Below are 18,848 nucleotides of genomic sequence, written 5' to 3' on the forward strand. Positions count from 1 at the left end.
CAAAGTTCACCTCATCTGATCGGTCCGCAAATTCTGTAGGAATTTTGTCTCTGCTATTGAAACTCGGGTATATGCCCTCATTGCATGAAACACGCTTATGGATTCGGCAGGTTTTCGTTCCCAAGAAAAAACCTGCGCACTCAAATGGGAGAAGCAGGTTTATGAAACGAATGTCCGATATCAAGTTTTCAACCCTCGATCTGGTGCCCGTGCGGGAAAACGGCAGCGCGGCCCAGTCGCTGCGCAATTCCCTGGACCTGGCGCAGCACGTCGAAAAATTCGGCTACAACCGCTTCTGGGTGGCCGAACACCACAATATGGATGGCATCGCCAGTTCCGCGACCTCGGTACTGCTCGGTTACCTGGCCGGCGGCACCTCGACGATTCGTGTCGGTTCGGGTGGCGTCATGTTGCCTAACCACGCACCGCTGGTGATCGCGGAGCAGTTCGGCACGCTCGAAAGTCTGTACCCGGGCCGGATTGACCTGGGTCTGGGCCGCGCCCCCGGTTCTGATCAGATGACCGCCCGCGCGCTACGCCGTGAACGCTCGGGCAGCGCCGATGACTTCCCGGAAGACGTGGCGGAACTGATGCGCTACCTCGGCCCGCGCACCCCTGATCAGCGGATCATCGCGATGCCGGGTACCGGCACCAATGTTCCGGTCTGGCTGTTGGGTTCGAGCCTGTTCAGTGCCCAACTGGCCGGCGAACGCGGTTTGCCCTACGCCTTTGCCTCGCATTTCGCACCGCGCTTCATGCATGAGGCCATTCGCGTCTATCGCAATCACTTCAAGCCTTCAGCCGTATTGGATAAGCCCTACGTAATGCTCGGCGTGCCGCTGGTGGCCGCCGACACCGACGAACAGGCTGATTACTTGGCAACGTCGGTCTACCAGCGGATTCTCGCCCTGATGCGTGGCCAGAGTCTGGTGCAACGTCCGCCGGTGAAAACCATGGACGGCTTGTGGCTGCCTCATGAGAAAGAAGCAGTCGGCGATTTCCTCGGGCTTGCCATGGTCGGCAGCCCGCAGAAAATCCGCGCCAAACTGGAGGTGCTGATCGAGCAGACCCAGGCGGACGAGCTGATTTTTACCTGCGACCTGTACGAACATGCCGATCGTATTCATTCCTACGAGCTGTTGGCGCAGGAGATGAAGGGCTGACGCTCAAACGACGCGTACAAAAAAGCCGACGCAATCGCGTCGGCTTTTTTATGAACACGATGGCAACAACCTACCTTTTGTAGACGATCAGCTTGGTGCCCTTTTCACACGTACCGACGATTTTCCCACCGGCTTCTGCGCCTTTATCGACGATTTCCAGTGAATACCCAGAAACGCCCTTGGCGTCCAGTTTCGCGGCGATTTCGGCCTTCAACTCTTCGCACGACTTGCCGTCAGCCATCGCTGCACCCGCAAGGCTCAACAAACCTACTGCCAAAATAAACTTCTTCATCGGTCGCAATACCTGGTCGTATCAAAGGGAGCTTCCAGCCATCAGCCGGAGGCACTCGAGTAGCGCTGTGCCATTTTCCCTATGGCACTCGGCCGGTGCGCAAGTTCAGAAGACTAGCTCAAACTCAGCTGGTGGCAATCCGGAACCCGACTTTGAGCGTCACCTGGAAATGCGCAGCCTTGCCATCCTTGATGTGGCCGCGGGTTTCGGTCACTTCAAACCATTCCATGTATTTCAGGCTTTTACTGGCTTCGGCCAGCGCGTTGTTGATCGCGTCCTCAATGCTGCTGGTGGACGAGCCGACCAGCTCGACTTTTTTATAGGTGTGATGGTCAGTCATGGCGTTCTCCTCAGGGTGTGAAATACAGCCTAGCAGTGATTTTTCGTATTTCTTCTGTCGGCCAATCCGAGAGAGAAGTTCAGATTTACTGCACTTTCTCGAACCCCTGAAGTCCCAACCAACACACGCAACTCAATCAATGCAGGAGAGCCACCATGGCCAACACCTCTTTACGTAAAGCCTCATTGCAAAGCATGGAAGCCGAAATCGAGAGTCTGCTGAAGTCTTTGGAAAATCTGAAAGACGACGCCTCGGACGAGTCGCGTAAAACGCTCAAGGCTTTGAAAGCCAACGCAGAGAGTGCGCTGAAACATTCGCGTCATTTGCTCAGCGACGCGTACGAAGAAGTCAAAGTCAAAACCCGCGAAACCGGGATCGCGACTCGGGACTACGCCCAGGAACACCCGTGGACTACGGCCGGTGTCGCGGTGGGTGCATTGGGTCTGCTCGCGGCTTACCTGCTGTGCAAACGCGGTGACTAATCTGTTTGGCGCAGCTCGTTTTTAAGCCACTGCGCCAACTGCCGAGCGCGCCCGTCCGCGGCGCGCTTGGGTAGCCACAACGCCAGTTGCGCCGGGGTTTCACTGAAACCCCATGGCGCAACCAGGCGACCGGCTTTCAAGTCTTCGGCCACCAGCGGCTCAGGTGCAATGGCCACACCCAGGCCAGCGACGGCTGCTTCCAGCAAATAATACAAATGCTCAAAACCCTGACCGAACTTCAACGCCTTGGCGTCGAGGCCGCTTTGCTGCGCCCAACTCGGCCAGGCTTGTGGCCGTGATGTGGTGTGCAGTAAAGGTTCGCACAGCAGCGCGTTCGCCGGCGCGTCTCGCAGCCGTTCGTAACCGGCAAACCGTGGGCTCATGACCGGGCCGATGCGTTCGCTGGCCAATTCGTAGACCTGCATGTCCGCCGGCCATGGTGGCTCGGCAAATACCAGCAAGGCATCCAGCCCTGGCCGACGCGGATCGAGATCACCTTCTCCCGCCGACAGGTGCAGGCGCAGATCAGGCAAATCAGCATTCAAGCGTCCCAGGCGCGGGATAAACCAGCGCGCCAGCAGGCTTCCCGAACAGCCGAGCACGAACGGCGCGTCGGCGGTGCTTTGGGTCAGTTCGGCACAGACTGTACGCAGACGTTCGAACGCCTCGCCACTGGCATCACGCAAACGAACACCGGCATCTGTGAGTTTCAGGCCGCGACCATCCTTGACGAACAGGCTGACGCCGAGGTGCTCTTCCAGCACTTTCAGCTGGCGGCTGACCGCGCCATGGGTGACGTGCAGCTGCTCGGCGGCCTGGCTGACGCTGTTCAGGCGAGCCGTGGCTTCGAAGGCGCGAAGGGCGTTCAGCGGCGGAAGGTCGTGGCTCATGGGATCTGTGAGTTTTCCTGACAGGTTGTGGCGATCTTATCGGTTTTCAGCCGGGGGCGTCAGGGGTAGAGTTAAGCCCACTCTCTTTTCAACAGCTTCATTTCACACATTCAACTGGAGCGACCCATGACCCAGACTAATCTGCGCAACGGCCCCGACGCCAACGGCCTGTTTGGCGCGTTCGGCGGCCGCTACGTCGCCGAAACCCTGATGCCGTTGATCCTCGACCTGGCCCGTGAATATGAAGCGGCCAAGGAAGATCCGGCATTCAAAGAAGAATTGGCCTACTTCCAGCGTGATTACGTCGGACGTCCAAGCCCACTGTATTACGCCGAACGTCTGACCGAGTTCTGCGGCGGCGCGAAGATTTACCTCAAGCGTGAAGAGCTGAACCACACCGGCGCGCACAAGATTAATAACTGCATCGGCCAGATCCTGCTGGCGCGGCGCATGGGCAAGAAACGCATCATCGCTGAGACCGGCGCCGGCATGCACGGCGTGGCGACCGCCACCGTGGCTGCGCGTTTCGGCTTGGACTGCGTGATCTACATGGGCACCACCGACATCGAACGCCAGCAAGCCAACGTGTTCCGCATGAAGCTGTTGGGCGCTGAAGTGATCCCGGTCGTGGCCGGCACCGGCACCCTGAAAGATGCGATGAACGAAGCGCTGCGCGACTGGGTGACCAACGTCGACAGCACGTTCTACCTGATCGGCACGGTTGCCGGTCCGCACCCGTACCCCGCCATGGTTCGCGACTTCCAGGCCGTTATCGGCAAGGAAACCCGTACTCAGCTGCAAGACCAGGAAGGCCGCCTGCCGGACAGCCTGGTGGCGTGCATCGGCGGTGGCTCCAATGCGATGGGCCTGTTCCACCCGTTCCTCGATGACAAGAGTGTTGAGATCATCGGTGTCGAAGCGGCCGGTTACGGTATTGAAACCGGCAAGCACGCGGCCAGCCTGAACGGCGGCGTTCCGGGTGTACTGCACGGCAACCGCACCTTCCTGTTGCAGGACGACGACGGCCAGATCATCGACGCTCATTCGATCTCTGCCGGCCTCGACTATCCAGGTATTGGTCCTGAACACGCCTGGTTGCACGACATCGGCCGCGTCCAGTACACCTCGGTGACTGACGACGAAGCCCTTGATGCATTCCATAAATGCTGCCGCCTGGAAGGGATTATTCCTGCACTGGAAAGCGCCCATGCCTTGGCCGAGGTGTTTAAACGTGCACCGAACCTGCCGAAAGATCACCTGATGGTAGTCAACCTGTCCGGTCGTGGCGACAAAGACATGCAAACCGTGATGCACCACATGGAACAATCCCAGCAGGAGAAACACTGATGAGCCGCCTGCAAACGCGTTTTGCCGAACTCAAGGAACAGAACCGCGCCGCCCTGGTGACATTTGTGACCGCCGGCGACCCGAGCTATGACACTTCCCTGGCGATCCTCAAAGGCTTGCCCGGTGCTGGCGCCGATGTGATCGAGTTGGGCATGCCCTTCACCGATCCGATGGCCGATGGCCCGGCGATCCAGCTGGCGAACATCCGCGCCCTGGGTGCCAAGCAGAACCTGGCGAAAACCCTGCAAATGGTCCGTGAATTTCGTGAAGGCAATACCGAGACGCCGCTGGTGTTGATGGGTTACTTCAACCCGATTCACATGTACGGCGTGCCGCGTTTCATTGCCGATGCCAAAGAGGCCGGTGTGGATGGCCTGATCGTGGTCGATCTGCCGCCCGAGCATAACGGTGAGCTGTGCGATCCGGCGCAGGCAGCAGGCCTGGACTTTATCCGCCTGACCACGCCGACCACCGATGATGTGCGCCTGCCGACCGTGCTGAACGGCAGCTCCGGTTTCGTCTACTACGTGTCTGTCGCCGGTGTGACCGGTGCGGGCGCGGCCACGCTGGAACACGTTGAAGAAGCGGTTGCCCGTCTGCGTCGCCACACCGATTTGCCGATCAGCATCGGCTTCGGCATTCGCACGCCAGAGCAGGCGGCGTCCATCGCTCGTCTGGCTGACGGTGTGGTGGTGGGTTCGGCACTGATCGATCACATCGCCAATGCCTCGACGCCGGACCAGGCGATCGATGGCGTGTTGAGCCTTTGCTCGGCATTGGCAGAAGGTGTGCGTAAGGCGCGCGTCAGCTAAAGGTAAAGTTCCTGATACAGAGGAATTAGAGCCTCGCGGCACAGACTAAACAGCAAGACCGAGGGCTTCAGGACTACGTTCTGAGGCCCTTTTTGCTGTATGTGCAGTGAGGAATGACCTGATGAAAATGCCGAAACGTCTGATTGCCAGCCTGGGTGTACTGATGCTCAGTGCCACCCCGTTGCTGAATGCCAGCGCCGATCAGCGCGACGATCACGACCACGGCGGCCCACAGCAGGGCCAATACGATAATCATGCTGACAACCATGGCGATGACCACCGTGGTCGCCAGGACAACCATCGCGGTGGTCCTCCTCCGCGTGACTTCGGTCCGGTGCGCCAGACTATCCACGATAATCACGGCTATTTCGTTCGCGGTGCGCCGCCACCTCCAGGCATTCATCTGGTCCGAGGTCGGCCGTTGCCTCACGGTTATTACGGCGAACGCCTGGACAATCGCGCCTTGGGTCGGCTGCCGTATTACCCAGGGTACGAATGGCGTCGCGCGGGAGGCGATATTGTGCTGATCGCTGTAGGAACCGGGATCGTGTATGAAGTGCTCGAAGGGGTTTTGTACTAATCGGTAGAAGTGCAGCGCCATGAAAAAGATCGCAGCCGAAAGGCTGCGATCTTTTGTTTGTCAGGGCAACTCCAGCCCACCCGACGCCTTGTGCAACTTTCTCAAATGCTCGCCAATCTGCTTCAGGTTGGCTTCATTGGCGGCCATTTCAGCCGCACGGCTTGGTTCGAGCAGCGCTCTCACTTCCTTGTCCAGATCCCCGGTCAACACCTGAAGCTGTTTCTGCCGCAGGTTGCTTTCCGATTCCAGGCGCTGCCATTCATTGGGCTGGGGCAACCCATATCCACCCGTCCCGAGCAGTTCCGCCGGACGACTGAGGAAGCCGCTATTGGCCAGAATCTGTTGCAAGGTTGCGTTGGCCTTATCCATGCCGCCGTTCTTCCGCGCGCCCAGATAGCGTTGCTTCACTTCGTCCTGAGCCAGTACCAATTGCTGGCGGAAGGCTGCCTGCTCCAGTAATAGCAACGCCGCGCTGGTGCGCAAGTCAGCCTGCTCAACCCACTTGCGGCGTTCTTCGGCCTTCAAGGCCAGCCAGTCTTCGACTTTTTCCTGTTTGATTGGCAAGTGCTTTTTCAGCACGTCGAACATGGCTTGATAGCGATCGCGGAAAGAGTCGAAGCGATAGCCCAGGCGCAGGGCTTCGCGGGGATCGTCCAGTACGCTGGTGTCCGCCAACCCGCGGCCCTTGAGCACCTCCAGCAAGCCGTTGGGCATGATGCTGTCGAGTCCGACCAGTTGCGAATTGTTGGTGCCGCTGCGCAGCAGTTTCAGGCCTTCCACAGCACAGTTGTTGGAAAGAAAGAAATAGTTGCCGTCGTAACTCCAGTGCATCTCGGCGGCGTGTTCCACGACATCCTCGATTTCGTTACGCGACAGGTTCAGCGGCACAGAGGCCAGGCTGCGCAATTCGGTCTTGGTGTATTCGTCGATCACTTGAGCCAGCGGCAGGACAAAAAGGCGCGACGGGTATTTACCGACCAATCCATCCCAGCTCGACAGTTGTACGTCACCGACGAAGGCGCGATACGACAACACCAGATGCTGGTCCAGATCCAGTCGGCAATCCGGCCCGCGTGGCCGGCCAGGCGCGCAGATCACCAGGCGCAACATGCTGTGGCCCCAGCGGCTGACCCAGTTCTGGTTGGCTTCGGCCAGCAGATAGTCGATGGCGTAAACCCGTTCCGGGTCGACCTGGCCCAAGGGTTGTCGGGCGAAATCATTGCCGGCATTCAGGAAGGCGAAGGATTTACCGCAGGTGTCTTTGGCGGCGGGCGCCCAGCCGAAATGTTCTTTGTAATAGCGGTACAGCGCAGGGCGTCGGCAGGCGTAGCTCGGGTCGAGGAGGAAGTACTCCATGTTGACCGCGACGAACTCTTTGGGACTGCTCGTTTCGTAAATGTCCGGGCTGCGGGCGATCTGCCGGTTGTACTGTTCACGTTCGCCACGGCGGCCAACGTATTGCGGCCAACCCGCGAGGTCGAGCAGGCGCGGGTCATCGCTGAGGGTAAAGCGCCGGGCGGATTGACCACGGCATTGATCCGGGATACCGACCAGCCCCGAGCTGCTGTTGCGTCGGGTGCAACGCTGGATCAGTGTGCGCTCGGCGTCTGGCCACAGGCGCGACCGGTCGTAAATGTGGGTGAGTTCATGCAGCACCGTGGCGAGCATTTCCCGGCGGACGGTGCCGTGGGGGCGATAAGTCTTCTTCGTCGCGGCAGTGCCATCGGTGAGGCTGGCGAGCAGGTTGCGGTTCAGATCGAGTTCGGACACCAGCGACGCCTGGCCATAGGCGTTGCCCGGCATGTCATCGGTCCAGCCGACGTCGATACGCCGGTCAAGTTCCTCGATGAACCGCGGCGGCAATGCCTGCATGGCTTCATCGAGCAGTGCCTGGCTGGCCTGCTGTTGCGCGGGGCTCAGACCCTCGGTCTTGAGCTTTAATTGCAGGCCAGCCTGGGCCGTGTTGCCGAGCAGCAACATGACCCCGGCCAACAGCCAGGTGCTTGGGAACCTCACAGTGCGAGGATGGCTTCGGCGAGGACCTGATCACTGGCATCGCGGGCTTCCGGCACGCGGGTGCGCAACGTGTTGAAGGCTGCTTCCAGGTGCGCGCCGCGAATGTCGCCATCGCTGGCGACGAAACTGGCGGCATCATCATGAGCTTCACGAACGATTTTCGAGTCACGGATGGACGTCGTGGTATCGGAGGTGAAATCAAGGGTACGCCGGGTGGCGTTGATGAGGATGTTACTGGTGGCTACCAGGGTTTGCGCCTGGGCCATATCGGCCAACAACAACAGGCCGAGGGTGGCAGCAATCAGTGGGCTACGCATGGAACGACTCCGCAAGAACAAGGATAACTATTGGACGAGAATTGCCTGCGCCAGTTCAAGGTCGCTTGCATGAAGTTTTGGCTGGGTGCGGCGCAGATAATCCAGGGCCGACTCCAATTGTGCGCCTCGCAGCTGACCGTCACTGGCGATGAACGCTGCTGCGTCATCATGGGCTGCGAGCAGCAGCTTACGGTCGAAGGGTGCGGCAGTCACCATGGTTGTGGCATAGCCGGTGGCCACAAGGCCTTGTGTAGACACATCGAGCGCATTGGCCGAGCCCGTCCAGCAGGCCGTCACCAATACTGAAGTGATCAATGGGTTCGAAATAAAACGCATGAGACTCGACAGTTGAAGGCGAGTCCAAAGGCTAGCGCAACGCCCGGTTTAGAGCCAGCGCAGAAACATTGGGACACGACAGGCGCGTCCCACGTCAGTGCGTTACTTAGATGGTCAGGATGGCCTGGGCCAGCTGTGCGTCAGTCGCGTTCAGTGCAGGTGCCTGGTGGCGAATGTGGTCGAGAGCGCTTTCCAGTTTCACGCCGCGAATGGCGCCTTCACTGGCGACGAAGCTGGCGGCGTCGTCACGGGCAGCGCGCACGATTTTGTCATCGCGAAAGGACGAGGTGACATCGGAGGTCGCATCAGATGTGGCCTTGAGTGCGTTGACGACGGCATCGGTGGTCACGATAAAGCTGGTGGCGTGGGAATTGGCAGCCACGGCAAGCAGGGCTGCAGCGCTGAGCAGACGAAGACGGGACATGGTGTAACTCCTTTGGATAAACCGATTAAGAGGTGGCGCGGTATCTGTAAGATCAGACGCCTTCAGCGCGGTGTGCGCCACGTTCTGACTTGATATTAGGCCTGAGCGCGTCAGTTCGAACAGTCCTGTCTGCTCACACAGGTCGCTAACGCCAGAACGGTTTATCCAATTCGTTGAGCCGATCCGCGAGGCTGATGCCCAGGTCCGAGAGTTGATGCTCATCGAGTTGGCCCAGTAAACGCCGGGTTCTGGCCCTTTCCAGGCTGTTGGCGAGAGACCTCGACAATTGACTAAGCCAGAGGAAGCGAAGCTTCGTTTGCGCTGTGGGAACGGAAACATCCAGTAGTTGATTCATGGCGCAGTCCTTTTGCTGGCAGGTTGAGGGGTTCATGTTGATCCCCAACGCCAGTCCAGGCCAGACACACTCGGCTGATATTGTACTGGTTCAGTTTCGATATATAAGAAACTGTACCGGTTCGCTGCTATCCCTATTGTGTGGTCGTATTGATGGCCCAAAACGACAAAACCCGTCGTGGTTTCCCACGACGGGTTTTGTTTGTTCAATTCGGGTTGCTGGCGGTGGACCCTACAGGTCAGAGCCAGCGACGCTACTTAGCGCCAGAACGGCTTGCTCAGCTCTTCGTAGCGTTGTGCTTCGCTAATCCCGGCGTCAGCCAGCAGACGCGAATCCAGACGAGCCAGTTGATGGCGGCTGGAGATGCGGCGCTGCCACAACATCAGGTTGGCGAGAACGCGAAGAGGCGTGGAAGCCTGGGTCTTTACAGCGTTGTCTTCGAAAAACAGCTCGGAACTGAGTGTACGTTCCATGGTTGACATCCTTCCGCTTATGGCGGGATTAGGTAGTGGTTTAACTGATGCCAATGATCCTCTCGTTTGGCTAGTCTCTGTAGATACAGTTCACCTGTATTGTGAGGGACCAGTTAACTGTTAATCAGCGGTGTACTGGTCAAAATTGAGGCAACTGTACCTATCTGCACTTGTATGGTGCGTTTTTGGCTGTTTGACTTGGAAAGATAGGCAATTACGGTAGGAAAAGACCGGTACAGCAGTACAGTTTTATTCAGTATCTGGTCTTGCAACAGCAAGCTGACGAAACTGTGTTTGCGTCAGCTGCTATCTGTACCAATTACACCGCCAGCATTCGCCCGGTTTCTTCCAGGTTGATGTGCCAACTCAGGGCATCACGCAGGATGTGCGGGGTGTGTCCACCAACGGCGCAAGCAGCGGTGAAGTAGTCGTCCAGTGCCTGGCGATAGTCCGGGTGCACACAGTTGTCGATGATGACGCGAGCCCGTTCACGCGGTGCCAGGCCACGCAGGTCGGCCAGGCCTACCTCGGTGACGAGGATGTCGACGTCATGCTCTGTGTGGTCAACGTGGCTGACCATCGGCACGACGCTGGAGATCGCGCCGCCCTTGGCGATCGACTTGGTCACGAAAACCGCCAGATGCGCGTTGCGCGCAAAGTCGCCCGAGCCGCCAATCCCGTTCATCATCCGCGTGCCGCAGACGTGCGTGGAGTTGACGTTGCCGTACAGGTCGAACTCAAGCGCGGTGTTGATACCAATGATGCCGAGCCGACGCACCACTTCCGGGTGGTTGGAAATTTCTTGCGGGCGCAGCACCAGTTTGTCCTTGTAGCGCTCCAGGTTGCCGAACACGTCGGTGTTGCGACGGGCCGACAAGGTAATCGAACTGCCCGACGCAAAGCTCAGCTTGCCAGCGTCGATCAGGTCGAAGGTCGAGTCCTGCAGCACTTCGGAGTACATCGTCAGGTCTTCGAACGGCGAATCGATCAGGCCGCACATCACCGAGTTGGCAATGGTGCCGATACCGGCTTGCAGCGGGCCAAGCTTGTTGGTCATGCGTCCAGCCGCCACTTCCTGCTTGAAGAAGTCGATCAGGTGATCGGCAATGGCCTGGGTATCCACGTCCGGTGGCAACACGGTGGATGGCGAGTCGGACTGGTTGGTGATGACGATCGCGACGATCTTTTCCGGCGGGATCGGGATGGCGGTGCTGCCAATCCGATCGTCGACCTTCACCAGTGGAATCGGCGTACGGGTCGGCCGGTAAGTCGGGATATAGATGTCGTGCAAACCTTCCAGGTTCGGGTTGTGCGCCAGGTTGATCTCGACGATTACCTGTTTGGCGAAAATCGCGAAGCTGGCCGAGTTACCCACGGAGGTGGTTGGCACGATGTGGCCTTGCTCAGTGATGGCCACGGCTTCAATCACCGCGATGTCCGGCAGTTTGAGTTGCTGGTTACGCAGCGACTCCACGGTTTCCGACAGGTGCTGGTCAATGAACATCACTTCGCCGGCGTTGATCGCCTTGCGCAGGGTGCTGTCGACCTGGAACGGCATGCGCCGTGACAATACGCCGGCTTCGGTGAGCTGTTTATCGAGGTCGTTGCCCAGGCTCGCGCCGGTCATGAGGGTGATTTTCAGCGGGGTGATTTTGGCGCGTTCGGCCAATGCATGGGGCACGGCTTTGGCTTCGCCAGCGCGAGTGAAACCACTCATGCCGACGGTCATGCCGTCCTCAATCAGAGCGGCAGCATCAGCGGCGCTCATCACTTTATCCAACAACGAAGGCAAGCGAATACGATCACGGTACATGGATTGTTATCTCGGGCAACGGAAGCAAGGTACGCAGTCTAGTGATTTCAAAAAAATTCCTCCCGCTACCATGGTCGAATGCAGACCCCTGATTTAGAGCCTTTGGTCGGGTTGGAGGGGCATATCGCGGGCAATAAAAAACCCCAGCCTACTAAAGGCTGAGGTTTGGGGTATTGCGTTGGAGCAGGTTTTACTCGACGGCTTTGACCATGTCTTCGATGACTTTCTTGGCGTCGCCGAAGACCATCATGGTTTTGTCGAGGTAGAACAGTTCGTTGTCCAGACCGGCATAGCCGCTGGCCATCGAGCGCTTGTTGACGATGATAGTCTTGGCTTTGAACGCTTCCAGAATCGGCATGCCGGCAATCGGCGATTTCGGGTCGTTCTTGGCGGCCGGGTTGACCACGTCGTTGGCGCCCAACACCAGCACCACGTCGGCCTGGCCGAACTCGGAGTTGATGTCTTCCATCTCGAACACCTGGTCGTAAGGCACTTCGGCCTCGGCCAGCAGCACGTTCATGTGGCCAGGCATCCGACCGGCAACCGGGTGGATCGCGTACTTCACGGTCACGCCGCGATGAGTCAGCTTCTCGGTCAGCTCTTTCAGCGCGTGCTGTGCCCGTGCCACTGCCAGGCCGTAGCCCGGAACGATGATCACGGTGTCGGCGTTGGTCAGCAGGAAGGTTGCGTCGTCAGCCGAACCGGATTTAACCGGGCGAGCTTCTTTCGAACCAGCAGGACCAGCCGCATCCGCAGTGTTGCCGAAACCACCGAGCAGTACGTTAAAGAACGAGCGGTTCATCGCCTTGCACATGATGTACGAGAGGATCGCACCGGACGAACCGACCAAGGAGCCTGCGATGATCAGCATCGAGTTGTTCAGCGAGAAGCCGATACCTGCCGCTGCCCAGCCGGAGTAGCTGTTGAGCATCGACACCACGACCGGCATGTCGGCGCCACCAATCGGGATGATGATCAGCACGCCGAGTACGAAGGCCAGGGCCAGCATTAGCGCGAAGGCGCTCAGGTTGCCCGTCAGCATGAAGGTCACACCAAGTATCAGCGTCGCCAGGCCCAGCACCAGGTTCAGCTTGTGCTGGCCGCCGAACTGTACCGGTGCGCCCTGGAACAGGCGGAACTTGTACTTGCCCGACAACTTGCCGAAGGCGATCACCGAACCGGAGAAGGTGATTGCACCAATGGCCGCGCCGAGGAACAGTTCCAGACGGTTGCCGGCAGGAATCGCATCACCCAGTTGCTTGACGATACCCAGCGATTGCGGTTCAACGACAGCAGCAATAGCAATGAACACCGCCGCCATACCGATCATGCTGTGCATGAACGCGACCAGTTCCGGCATCTTGGTCATTTCAACGCGCTTGGCCATGATCGAGCCAGCGGTGCCGCCAACCAGCAGGCCGACGATGACGTAACCGATCCCGGCAGTCGCGAGCTCAGCGCCCAGCTTATAGATGAGGCCAACGGTGGTGAGGATCGCCAGTGCCATGCCGAGCATGCCGTACACGTTGCCGCGTCGCGACGTGGTCGGATGCGACAGGCCTTTGAGGGCCTGGATGAAGCAGATCGACGCGATCAAGTAGAGCGTCGTGACAAGGTTCATGCTCATTACTTAGGCGCCTCTTCTTTTACGGCTTTCGGGGCTTTTTTCTTGAACATCTCAAGCATCCTGCGGGTCACCAGGAAGCCACCGAATACGTTCACCGCCGCCAGAGCCACCGCCAGGGTGCCCATGGTCTTGCCCAGTGGCGTCACGGTCAAAGCCGCCGCCAGCATGGCGCCGACGATCACGATCGCCGAGATTGCGTTGGTCACCGCCATCAGTGGCGTGTGCAGTGCAGGTGTAACGTTCCAGACCACGTGATAACCGACATAAATCGCCAGCACGAAGATGATCAGGTTGTAGATACCGGGGGAGATAAGCTCTTCCATCGTCTGAATCCCTGCTTAGGCGTTTTTGCGGATGACTTGGCCGTCGCGGCACATCAGGCACGCGGCGACGATGTCGTCTTCGAGGTTGATCTCGAACTGGCCTTCTTTGTTGAAGACCAGCTTCAGGAAGTCCAGCAGGTTGCGCGCGTACAGGGCCGAAGCATCTGCCGCGACCGCACCGGCCAGATTGGTCGGTCCGCAAATGGTCACGCCATTCTCGACCACAACCTGGTCGGCCACGGTCAGCGGGCAGTTACCGCCCTGGGCTGCTGCGAGGTCGATGACCACCGAGCCCGGTTTCATCTGCGCCACGGTTTCCGCGCTCAGCAGCGTCGGTGCCTTGCGGCCCGGGATCAGTGCAGTGGTGATGACAATGTCAGCCTGCTTGGCGCGTTCGTGCACGGCCAGGGCCTGGCGTTGCATCCAGCTGGCAGGCATTGGTCGCGCGTAACCGCCGACACCGACGGCGCATTCGCGCTCTTCATCGGTCTCGTACGGCACATCGACGAATTTGGCACCGAGGGATTCGATCTGCTCTTTTACCGCCGGACGTACGTCGGACGCTTCGATCACGGCACCCAGGCGTTTCGCGGTAGCGATCGCCTGCAAACCCGCCACGCCAGCGCCAAGAATCAGCACCCGCGCCGCTTTCACGGTGCCCGCAGCCGTCATCAGCATGGGCATGAAGCGTGGGTAGTGGTGAGCGGCCAGCAACACGGCTTCATAGCCGGCGATGTTCGCCTGGGAGGACAGCACATCCAGGCTCTGGGCACGGGAGGTACGCGGCGCGGCTTCCAGCGCAAACGCGGTAATGCCGCACTCGGCCAGCTTGGCGATGGTTTCATTGCTGAACGGATTGAGCATTCCCACCACAACGGTGCCGCTCTTTATCAGCGTCAGCTCGCTGTCGCTGGGGGCGACCACCTTGAGAATCAGCTCGGCACCAAACGCATCGTTGGCACTGCCAATCGTTGCGCCTGCCGCTTCATAAGCACTGTCGACAACACTGGCATTAATGCCGGCGCCGCTTTGCACAGTGACTTTATGACCCTGGCCGATCAGCTTCTTGATGGTTTCCGGGGTTGCAGCAACCCGTGTTTCACCCGTCTGGGTTTCGAGAGGAACACCAATGTGCACGTCAAATCTCCTGCGTGATCTTATTGAGTAAACCCATGCACTACGGATGGTGCGGCTGGGGCGGCCGATCAGCACGATCCCGCTAAATCAGGGCGGGGCGCGGCATTTTGCAGGCGAACTTTGTGCCCTTCAAGGGTTTATGACGGGTGACGGAAAATTAACTACAAGTCACCCCGTGACCGAATGTCGCACTATTCGGTGCAATCCCTTGCTGGCTGTGGCCTGTAAGGTTTTTCGACAAATTTCAAGAATTTACACATCGGCGCGGTGAATGAAGCGTCATCGCTTTGTAATAGAGGCTCAAGGCCACGTCTTCAGGCGCTTGTGGGACGTTTGTGCTGCTTGTCAGTACAGTCTGTCAAAATGCGACAAATACTTATATCTGTAGGGCTTTTATTTATCTGACTACGAGGTCAGATAGTTGCTGTGGGCCTTTATCCTTCTAGGTTGTAGCTCTGTGCCTGATTGACCAGCCAATCGCGAAAAGCCCGTAAAGAGGCCGATTCCACCTTTCGCTCAGGAATCATCAGGTAATAAGCCTTGATGCTGGAGAGTGCCTGGGCGTTGGCGATCACCAGGCGCTTCTCGGCCAGTTCGCGTTGAATCAGGAAGGGCGGAATCAACGCGATGCCCATGTCGTGCATGGCGGCCTGGGCAAGCATGGAGAATAGCTCGTAGCGCGGCCCTGTCATGTCTCGCGGGATATTAAGGTGTTGCGAGTTGAACCACTGGCGCCAGGCATAAGGGCGCGTGGTCTGTTGCAGCAGGGGTAATTCGGCGATTTCACCGGGCGTCAGGTGTGTGCTTTTCCCCAGCAGATTGGGGCTGCACACCGGCATCGGATTTTCCCCCATCAGCCTGTGGGATTCGGTACCAGACCAATCCGCGTCGCCGAAGTAGATGGCGGCATCGAAGTCGGTGTCAGCAAACAGGAAGGGCCGCGTACGGTTCGTGAGGTTGACCGTCACCTCAGGGTGTTTTTGCTGGAAATCCTTGAGCCGAGGCAACAGCCATTGAGTGCCAAACGTCGGGACCACCGCCAGTTCGATCACGTTGGCGCCTTGCTGACCCATCACGGACAAGGTGTCGCGCTCGACCGCATCGAGCTGGATGGCCACTCGTCGACTGTAGGAAAGTCCCGCTTCCGTCAGCTTGACCCCGCGACGTGAGCGTCGGAACAGTTCTACGCCGAGGAACTCCTCGAGGCTGGCGATCTGTCGGCAAATAGCCCCTTGGGTCAGCGAAAGTTCCAGGGCCGCCTTGGTGAAGCTTTCGTGGCGTGCGGCCGCTTCAAAGCTGATCAGGGCCGTAGTGCTGGGTATTTTCCTGCGCATGTACGTCAACCTCACTAATACATCGCATCTAAGCTCTTTTGCGATGTTTCGGAGTGAGAAATTAGCACAACAGTATGCAAAATCCTCGTTTGCCGGAACGCCGAACCCGGCCTAGGATCAGTCCACGTTATTTGACTCGATTCGAGAGGACACACTCATGGGCGGTAAAGCTAGCTTCAACTGGATCGATCCCCTGCTGCTGGATCAACAGCTCACCGAAGAAGAACGCATGATCCGTGACACGGCTGCGCAGTTCGCTCAGCAGAAGCTCGCGCCGCGTGTTCTCGAAGCTTTCCGCCATGAAAAGACCGACCCGGCGATCTTCCGCGAGATGGGTGAAGTCGGCCTGTTGGGCGCAACCATTCCTGAGCAGTACGGTGGCAGCGGTCTGAACTACGTCAGCTACGGCCTGATCGCTCGTGAAGTCGAGCGCGTCGACTCGGGCTATCGCTCGATGATGAGCGTGCAGTCTTCGCTGGTGATGGTGCCGATCAATGAATTCGGTACCGAAGCGCAGAAGCAGAAGTACCTGCCGAAACTGGCCTCGGGCGAATGGATTGGTTGCTTCGGTCTGACCGAGCCTGACCACGGCTCCGACCCGGGTGCGATGATTACGCGTGCACGTAAAGTGGAAGGCGGCTACAGCCTCACCGGCAGCAAGATGTGGATCACCAACAGCCCGATCGCCGATGTGTTCGTGGTCTGGGGCAAGGACGATGCGGGCGATATCCGCGGCTTCGTTCTGGAGAAGGGCTGGAAAGGCCTGAGCGCTCCGGCGATTCATGGCAAGGTCGGCTTGCGCGCGTCCATCACCGGCGAGATCGTCATGGACAACGTGTTTGTCCCTGAAGAAAACATTTTCCCGGATGTACGCGGCCTGAAAGGTCCGTTCACCTGCCTCAACTCCGCACGCTATGGCATCTCGTGGGGTGCGCTGGGTGCTGCCGAGTTCTGCTGGCATACCGCCCGCCAGTACACCCTCGATCGTAAGCAGTTCGGTCGCCCATTGGCTGCTACTCAGCTGATCCAGAAGAAGCTGGCCGACATGCAGACAGAAATCACCATGGCGTTGCAAGGCTGCCTGCGTTTGGGTCGCATGAAGGATGAAGGGACTGCGGCGGTCGAGATCACTTCGATGATGAAGCGCAACTCCTGCGGCAAGTCCCTGGACATCGCTCGCATGGCGCGCGATATGTTGGGTGGCAACGGCATCTCCGATGAGTTCGGCGTGGCGCGCCATCTGGTCAACCTGGAAGTGGTGAATACCTATGAAGGTACGCACGACGTCCACGCGTTGATCCTCGGTCGTGCACAGACTGGCCTCCAGGCGTTCTATTAATAGGAGAACGTCCATGGGCGCGCTATCGCATCTGCGGGTACTGGATTTATCGCGGGTATTGGCCGGGCCTTGGGCCGGGCAGATCCTTGCTGACCTTGGCGCCGAGGTGATCAAGGTCGAGCGCCCGGGTAATGGCGATGACACGCGCGCCTGGGGGCCTCCCTTCCTTAAAGATGCCTATGGCGAGAACACCAGCGAAGCGGCCTATTACTTGTCGGCCAATCGCAACAAACAATCGGTGACCATCGACTTCACCCGGCCTGAAGGCCAGAGGCTGGTGCGGGAGCTGGCGGCGAAGTCGGACATCTTGATCGAGAACTTCAAGGTCGGTGGCCTGGCGGCCTATGGGCTGGACTATGAATCGCTCAAGGCGATCAATCCGGATCTGATCTATTGCTCGATCACCGGGTTTGGCCAAACCGGCCCGTACGCCAAGCGTGCGGGTTATGACTTCATGATCCAGGGGTTGGGCGGTCTGATGAGCCTGACGGGGCGACCGGAAGGTGATGAGGGCGCAGGTCCGGTGAAAGTCGGCGTGGCGCTGACGGATATCTTGACCGGGCTTTACTCGACGGTGGCGATCCTGGCAGCGCTGGCACATCGGGATCACGACGGTGGCGGTCAACATATCGATATGGCGCTGCTGGATGTTCAGGTGGCTTGCCTGGCCAATCAGGCGATGAACTATCTGACGACAGGCGTTGCTCCCAAGCGCCTGGGTAACGCTCATCCGAACATCGTGCCTTATCAGGACTTTCCTACGGCGGATGGCGACTTCATCCTTACCGTGGGTAATGACGGGCAGTTCCGCAAATTTGCCGAAGTGGCGGGTCAGCCGCAGTGGGCGGATGATCCGCGCTTTGTGACCAACAAGCTGCGGGTGGCGAATCGGGCGGTTCTGATTCCACTCATTCGCCAGGCGACGGTGTTCAAGACGACTGCCGAATGGGTGCTGCAGCTGGAGCAGGCTGGCGTGCCGTGCGGGCCTATCAATGACCTGGCTCAGATGTTTGAGGATCCGCAGGTCAAGGCGCGTGGGTTGGCAATTGAGTTGCCCCATGCGCTGGCAGGAATGGTGCCCCAGGTCGCCAGTCCGATTCGTTTGTCCGAGACGCCTGTGGAGTACCGCAATGCACCTCCATTGTTAGGTGAGCATACGCTGCAGGTTCTGCAGCGGGTGTTGGGTCTGGATGCTGGCGCAGTGGCTGCTTTCAAAGAGGCCGGGGTGCTCTGAGTGTTCCTTCTATCTATATAGCAGGGGTGGTTTGCTCTCCTATAGAAGAGAAACGGGCTGTTTTCTGGCTATCTGCACGTTATTGATAGAAAGCCGGAATTAAGGGTTGACGGCAGATTCTGAGTGTCTATAATTCGCCCCACTTCCGGCGCAGTCGAAACGGAAAACTCCTTGGTAAACAAAGAGTTACGCAGTTTTCGGCAGCAGGTTGCTT

General features: G+C 58.7%; 21 protein-coding genes. 7 read left to right on the plus strand and 14 right to left on the minus strand.

The window, feature by feature from the left end; all coding sequences use genetic code 11:
• Positions 1-161: 161 nt before the first annotated feature.
• Positions 162-1,163: an LLM class flavin-dependent oxidoreductase gene (locus ACIPL2_RS24020; RefSeq protein WP_401360466.1), complete on the plus strand. Its 1,002-nt coding sequence runs from the start codon at positions 162-164 to the stop codon at positions 1,161-1,163.
• 70 nt (positions 1,164-1,233) lie between these two features.
• Here ACIPL2_RS24020 and ACIPL2_RS24025 read toward each other — a convergent pair whose 3' ends face one another.
• Both ACIPL2_RS24025 and ACIPL2_RS24030 read right to left on the minus strand, forming a co-directional pair.
• Positions 1,234-1,455 carry a DUF1161 domain-containing protein gene (locus ACIPL2_RS24025; protein ID WP_401360468.1) on the minus strand — a complete coding sequence of 74 codons (222 nt, stop codon included), beginning with the start codon at positions 1,453-1,455 and terminating at the stop codon, positions 1,234-1,236.
• Between the two features lie 124 nt (positions 1,456-1,579).
• Positions 1,580-1,795 (minus strand): dodecin, encoded by a 216-nt coding sequence (locus ACIPL2_RS24030; protein WP_401360470.1) that lies wholly within the window; start codon positions 1,793-1,795, stop codon positions 1,580-1,582.
• A 155-nt stretch (positions 1,796-1,950) separates the two neighbouring features.
• Between ACIPL2_RS24030 and ACIPL2_RS24035 the strand changes: the two genes are divergently transcribed.
• Positions 1,951-2,277, plus strand: coding sequence for a YqjD family protein (locus ACIPL2_RS24035; protein WP_008027738.1), 327 nt, complete (start codon positions 1,951-1,953; stop codon positions 2,275-2,277).
• On the opposite strand, the gene ACIPL2_RS24040 is transcribed toward ACIPL2_RS24035, so the two are convergent.
• On the minus strand, positions 2,274-3,167 hold the full coding sequence (locus ACIPL2_RS24040) for a LysR family transcriptional regulator (RefSeq protein ID WP_401360472.1): 894 nt from the start codon (positions 3,165-3,167) through the stop codon (positions 2,274-2,276). The two genes, ACIPL2_RS24035 and ACIPL2_RS24040, sit on opposite strands and share 4 nt — an antisense overlap.
• A gap of 126 nt (positions 3,168-3,293) precedes the next feature.
• Between ACIPL2_RS24040 and trpB the strand changes: the two genes are divergently transcribed.
• From trpB to ACIPL2_RS24055, 3 genes are all read left to right on the plus strand, one after another.
• Positions 3,294-4,514: a tryptophan synthase subunit beta gene (trpB, locus tag ACIPL2_RS24045; protein WP_401360474.1), complete on the plus strand. Its 1,221-nt coding sequence runs from the start codon at positions 3,294-3,296 to the stop codon at positions 4,512-4,514.
• Entirely contained in the window at positions 4,514-5,326 is an 813-nt protein-coding gene (gene trpA, locus ACIPL2_RS24050) for a tryptophan synthase subunit alpha (RefSeq protein WP_033059869.1), read from the plus strand. Before trpB ends, trpA begins: the two co-directional genes overlap by 1 nt.
• A gap of 121 nt (positions 5,327-5,447) precedes the next feature.
• On the plus strand, positions 5,448-5,906 hold the full coding sequence (locus ACIPL2_RS24055; RefSeq protein WP_401360476.1) for an anti-virulence regulator CigR family protein: 459 nt from the start codon (positions 5,448-5,450) through the stop codon (positions 5,904-5,906).
• A 60-nt stretch (positions 5,907-5,966) separates the two neighbouring features.
• On the opposite strand, the gene ACIPL2_RS24060 is transcribed toward ACIPL2_RS24055, so the two are convergent.
• The 11 genes from ACIPL2_RS24060 to ACIPL2_RS24110 all read right to left on the minus strand — a co-directional run bounded on the left by ACIPL2_RS24060 (position 5,967) and on the right by ACIPL2_RS24110 (position 16,061).
• Complete coding sequence (locus ACIPL2_RS24060) at positions 5,967-7,922, minus strand: DUF4105 domain-containing protein (protein ID WP_401360478.1); 1,956 nt, start codon at positions 7,920-7,922, stop codon at positions 5,967-5,969.
• Positions 7,919-8,239, minus strand: a complete 321-nt coding sequence (locus tag ACIPL2_RS24065) for a DUF2388 domain-containing protein (protein WP_401360480.1) — start codon at positions 8,237-8,239, stop codon at positions 7,919-7,921. The genes ACIPL2_RS24060 and ACIPL2_RS24065 overlap by 4 nt, the downstream gene beginning before the upstream one ends.
• Positions 8,240-8,266: 27 nt before the next feature.
• Complete coding sequence (locus ACIPL2_RS24070) at positions 8,267-8,575, minus strand: DUF2388 domain-containing protein (RefSeq protein ID WP_401360482.1); 309 nt, start codon at positions 8,573-8,575, stop codon at positions 8,267-8,269.
• Between the two features lie 106 nt (positions 8,576-8,681).
• Complete coding sequence (locus ACIPL2_RS24075; protein WP_401360484.1) at positions 8,682-8,999, minus strand: DUF2388 domain-containing protein; 318 nt, start codon at positions 8,997-8,999, stop codon at positions 8,682-8,684.
• Positions 9,000-9,144: 145 nt separating this feature from the next.
• Positions 9,145-9,354: a DUF1127 domain-containing protein gene (locus ACIPL2_RS24080; protein WP_401360486.1), complete on the minus strand. Its 210-nt coding sequence runs from the start codon at positions 9,352-9,354 to the stop codon at positions 9,145-9,147.
• Between the two features lie 257 nt (positions 9,355-9,611).
• On the minus strand, positions 9,612-9,827 hold the full coding sequence (locus tag ACIPL2_RS24085) for a DUF1127 domain-containing protein (protein WP_008154465.1): 216 nt from the start codon (positions 9,825-9,827) through the stop codon (positions 9,612-9,614).
• Positions 9,828-10,146: 319 nt separating this feature from the next.
• A complete protein-coding gene (locus ACIPL2_RS24090) occupies positions 10,147-11,640 on the minus strand; it encodes an acetyl-CoA hydrolase/transferase family protein (RefSeq protein ID WP_401360488.1) in 1,494 nt (497 codons plus the stop codon).
• Positions 11,641-11,830: 190 nt separating this feature from the next.
• Entirely contained in the window at positions 11,831-13,267 is a 1,437-nt protein-coding gene (locus tag ACIPL2_RS24095) for an NAD(P)(+) transhydrogenase (Re/Si-specific) subunit beta (protein WP_401360490.1), read from the minus strand.
• The gene (locus tag ACIPL2_RS24100; protein WP_003187010.1) at positions 13,267-13,590 is read right to left on the minus strand and encodes an NAD(P) transhydrogenase subunit alpha; all 324 of its coding nucleotides are present in this window, start codon (positions 13,588-13,590) and stop codon (positions 13,267-13,269) included. Before ACIPL2_RS24100 ends, ACIPL2_RS24095 begins: the two co-directional genes overlap by 1 nt.
• Positions 13,591-13,605: 15 nt before the next feature.
• Complete coding sequence (locus ACIPL2_RS24105) at positions 13,606-14,727, minus strand: Re/Si-specific NAD(P)(+) transhydrogenase subunit alpha (RefSeq protein WP_401360492.1); 1,122 nt, start codon at positions 14,725-14,727, stop codon at positions 13,606-13,608.
• Between the two features lie 434 nt (positions 14,728-15,161).
• Positions 15,162-16,061 (minus strand): LysR family transcriptional regulator, encoded by a 900-nt coding sequence (locus ACIPL2_RS24110; RefSeq protein WP_401360494.1) that lies wholly within the window; start codon positions 16,059-16,061, stop codon positions 15,162-15,164.
• A gap of 157 nt (positions 16,062-16,218) precedes the next feature.
• On the opposite strand from ACIPL2_RS24110, the gene ACIPL2_RS24115 reads away from it, so the two are divergent.
• Both ACIPL2_RS24115 and ACIPL2_RS24120 read left to right on the plus strand, forming a co-directional pair.
• The gene (locus ACIPL2_RS24115; RefSeq protein ID WP_059405099.1) at positions 16,219-17,400 is read left to right on the plus strand and encodes an acyl-CoA dehydrogenase; all 1,182 of its coding nucleotides are present in this window, start codon (positions 16,219-16,221) and stop codon (positions 17,398-17,400) included.
• Positions 17,401-17,413: 13 nt separating this feature from the next.
• Entirely contained in the window at positions 17,414-18,634 is a 1,221-nt protein-coding gene (locus ACIPL2_RS24120; RefSeq protein ID WP_401360496.1) for a CaiB/BaiF CoA transferase family protein, read from the plus strand.
• The last annotated feature ends 214 nt before the right edge of the window (positions 18,635-18,848 follow it).

Source organism: Pseudomonas sp. NPDC086251 (assembly GCF_044746405.1).
Taxonomy (GTDB): domain Bacteria; phylum Pseudomonadota; class Gammaproteobacteria; order Pseudomonadales; family Pseudomonadaceae; genus Aquipseudomonas.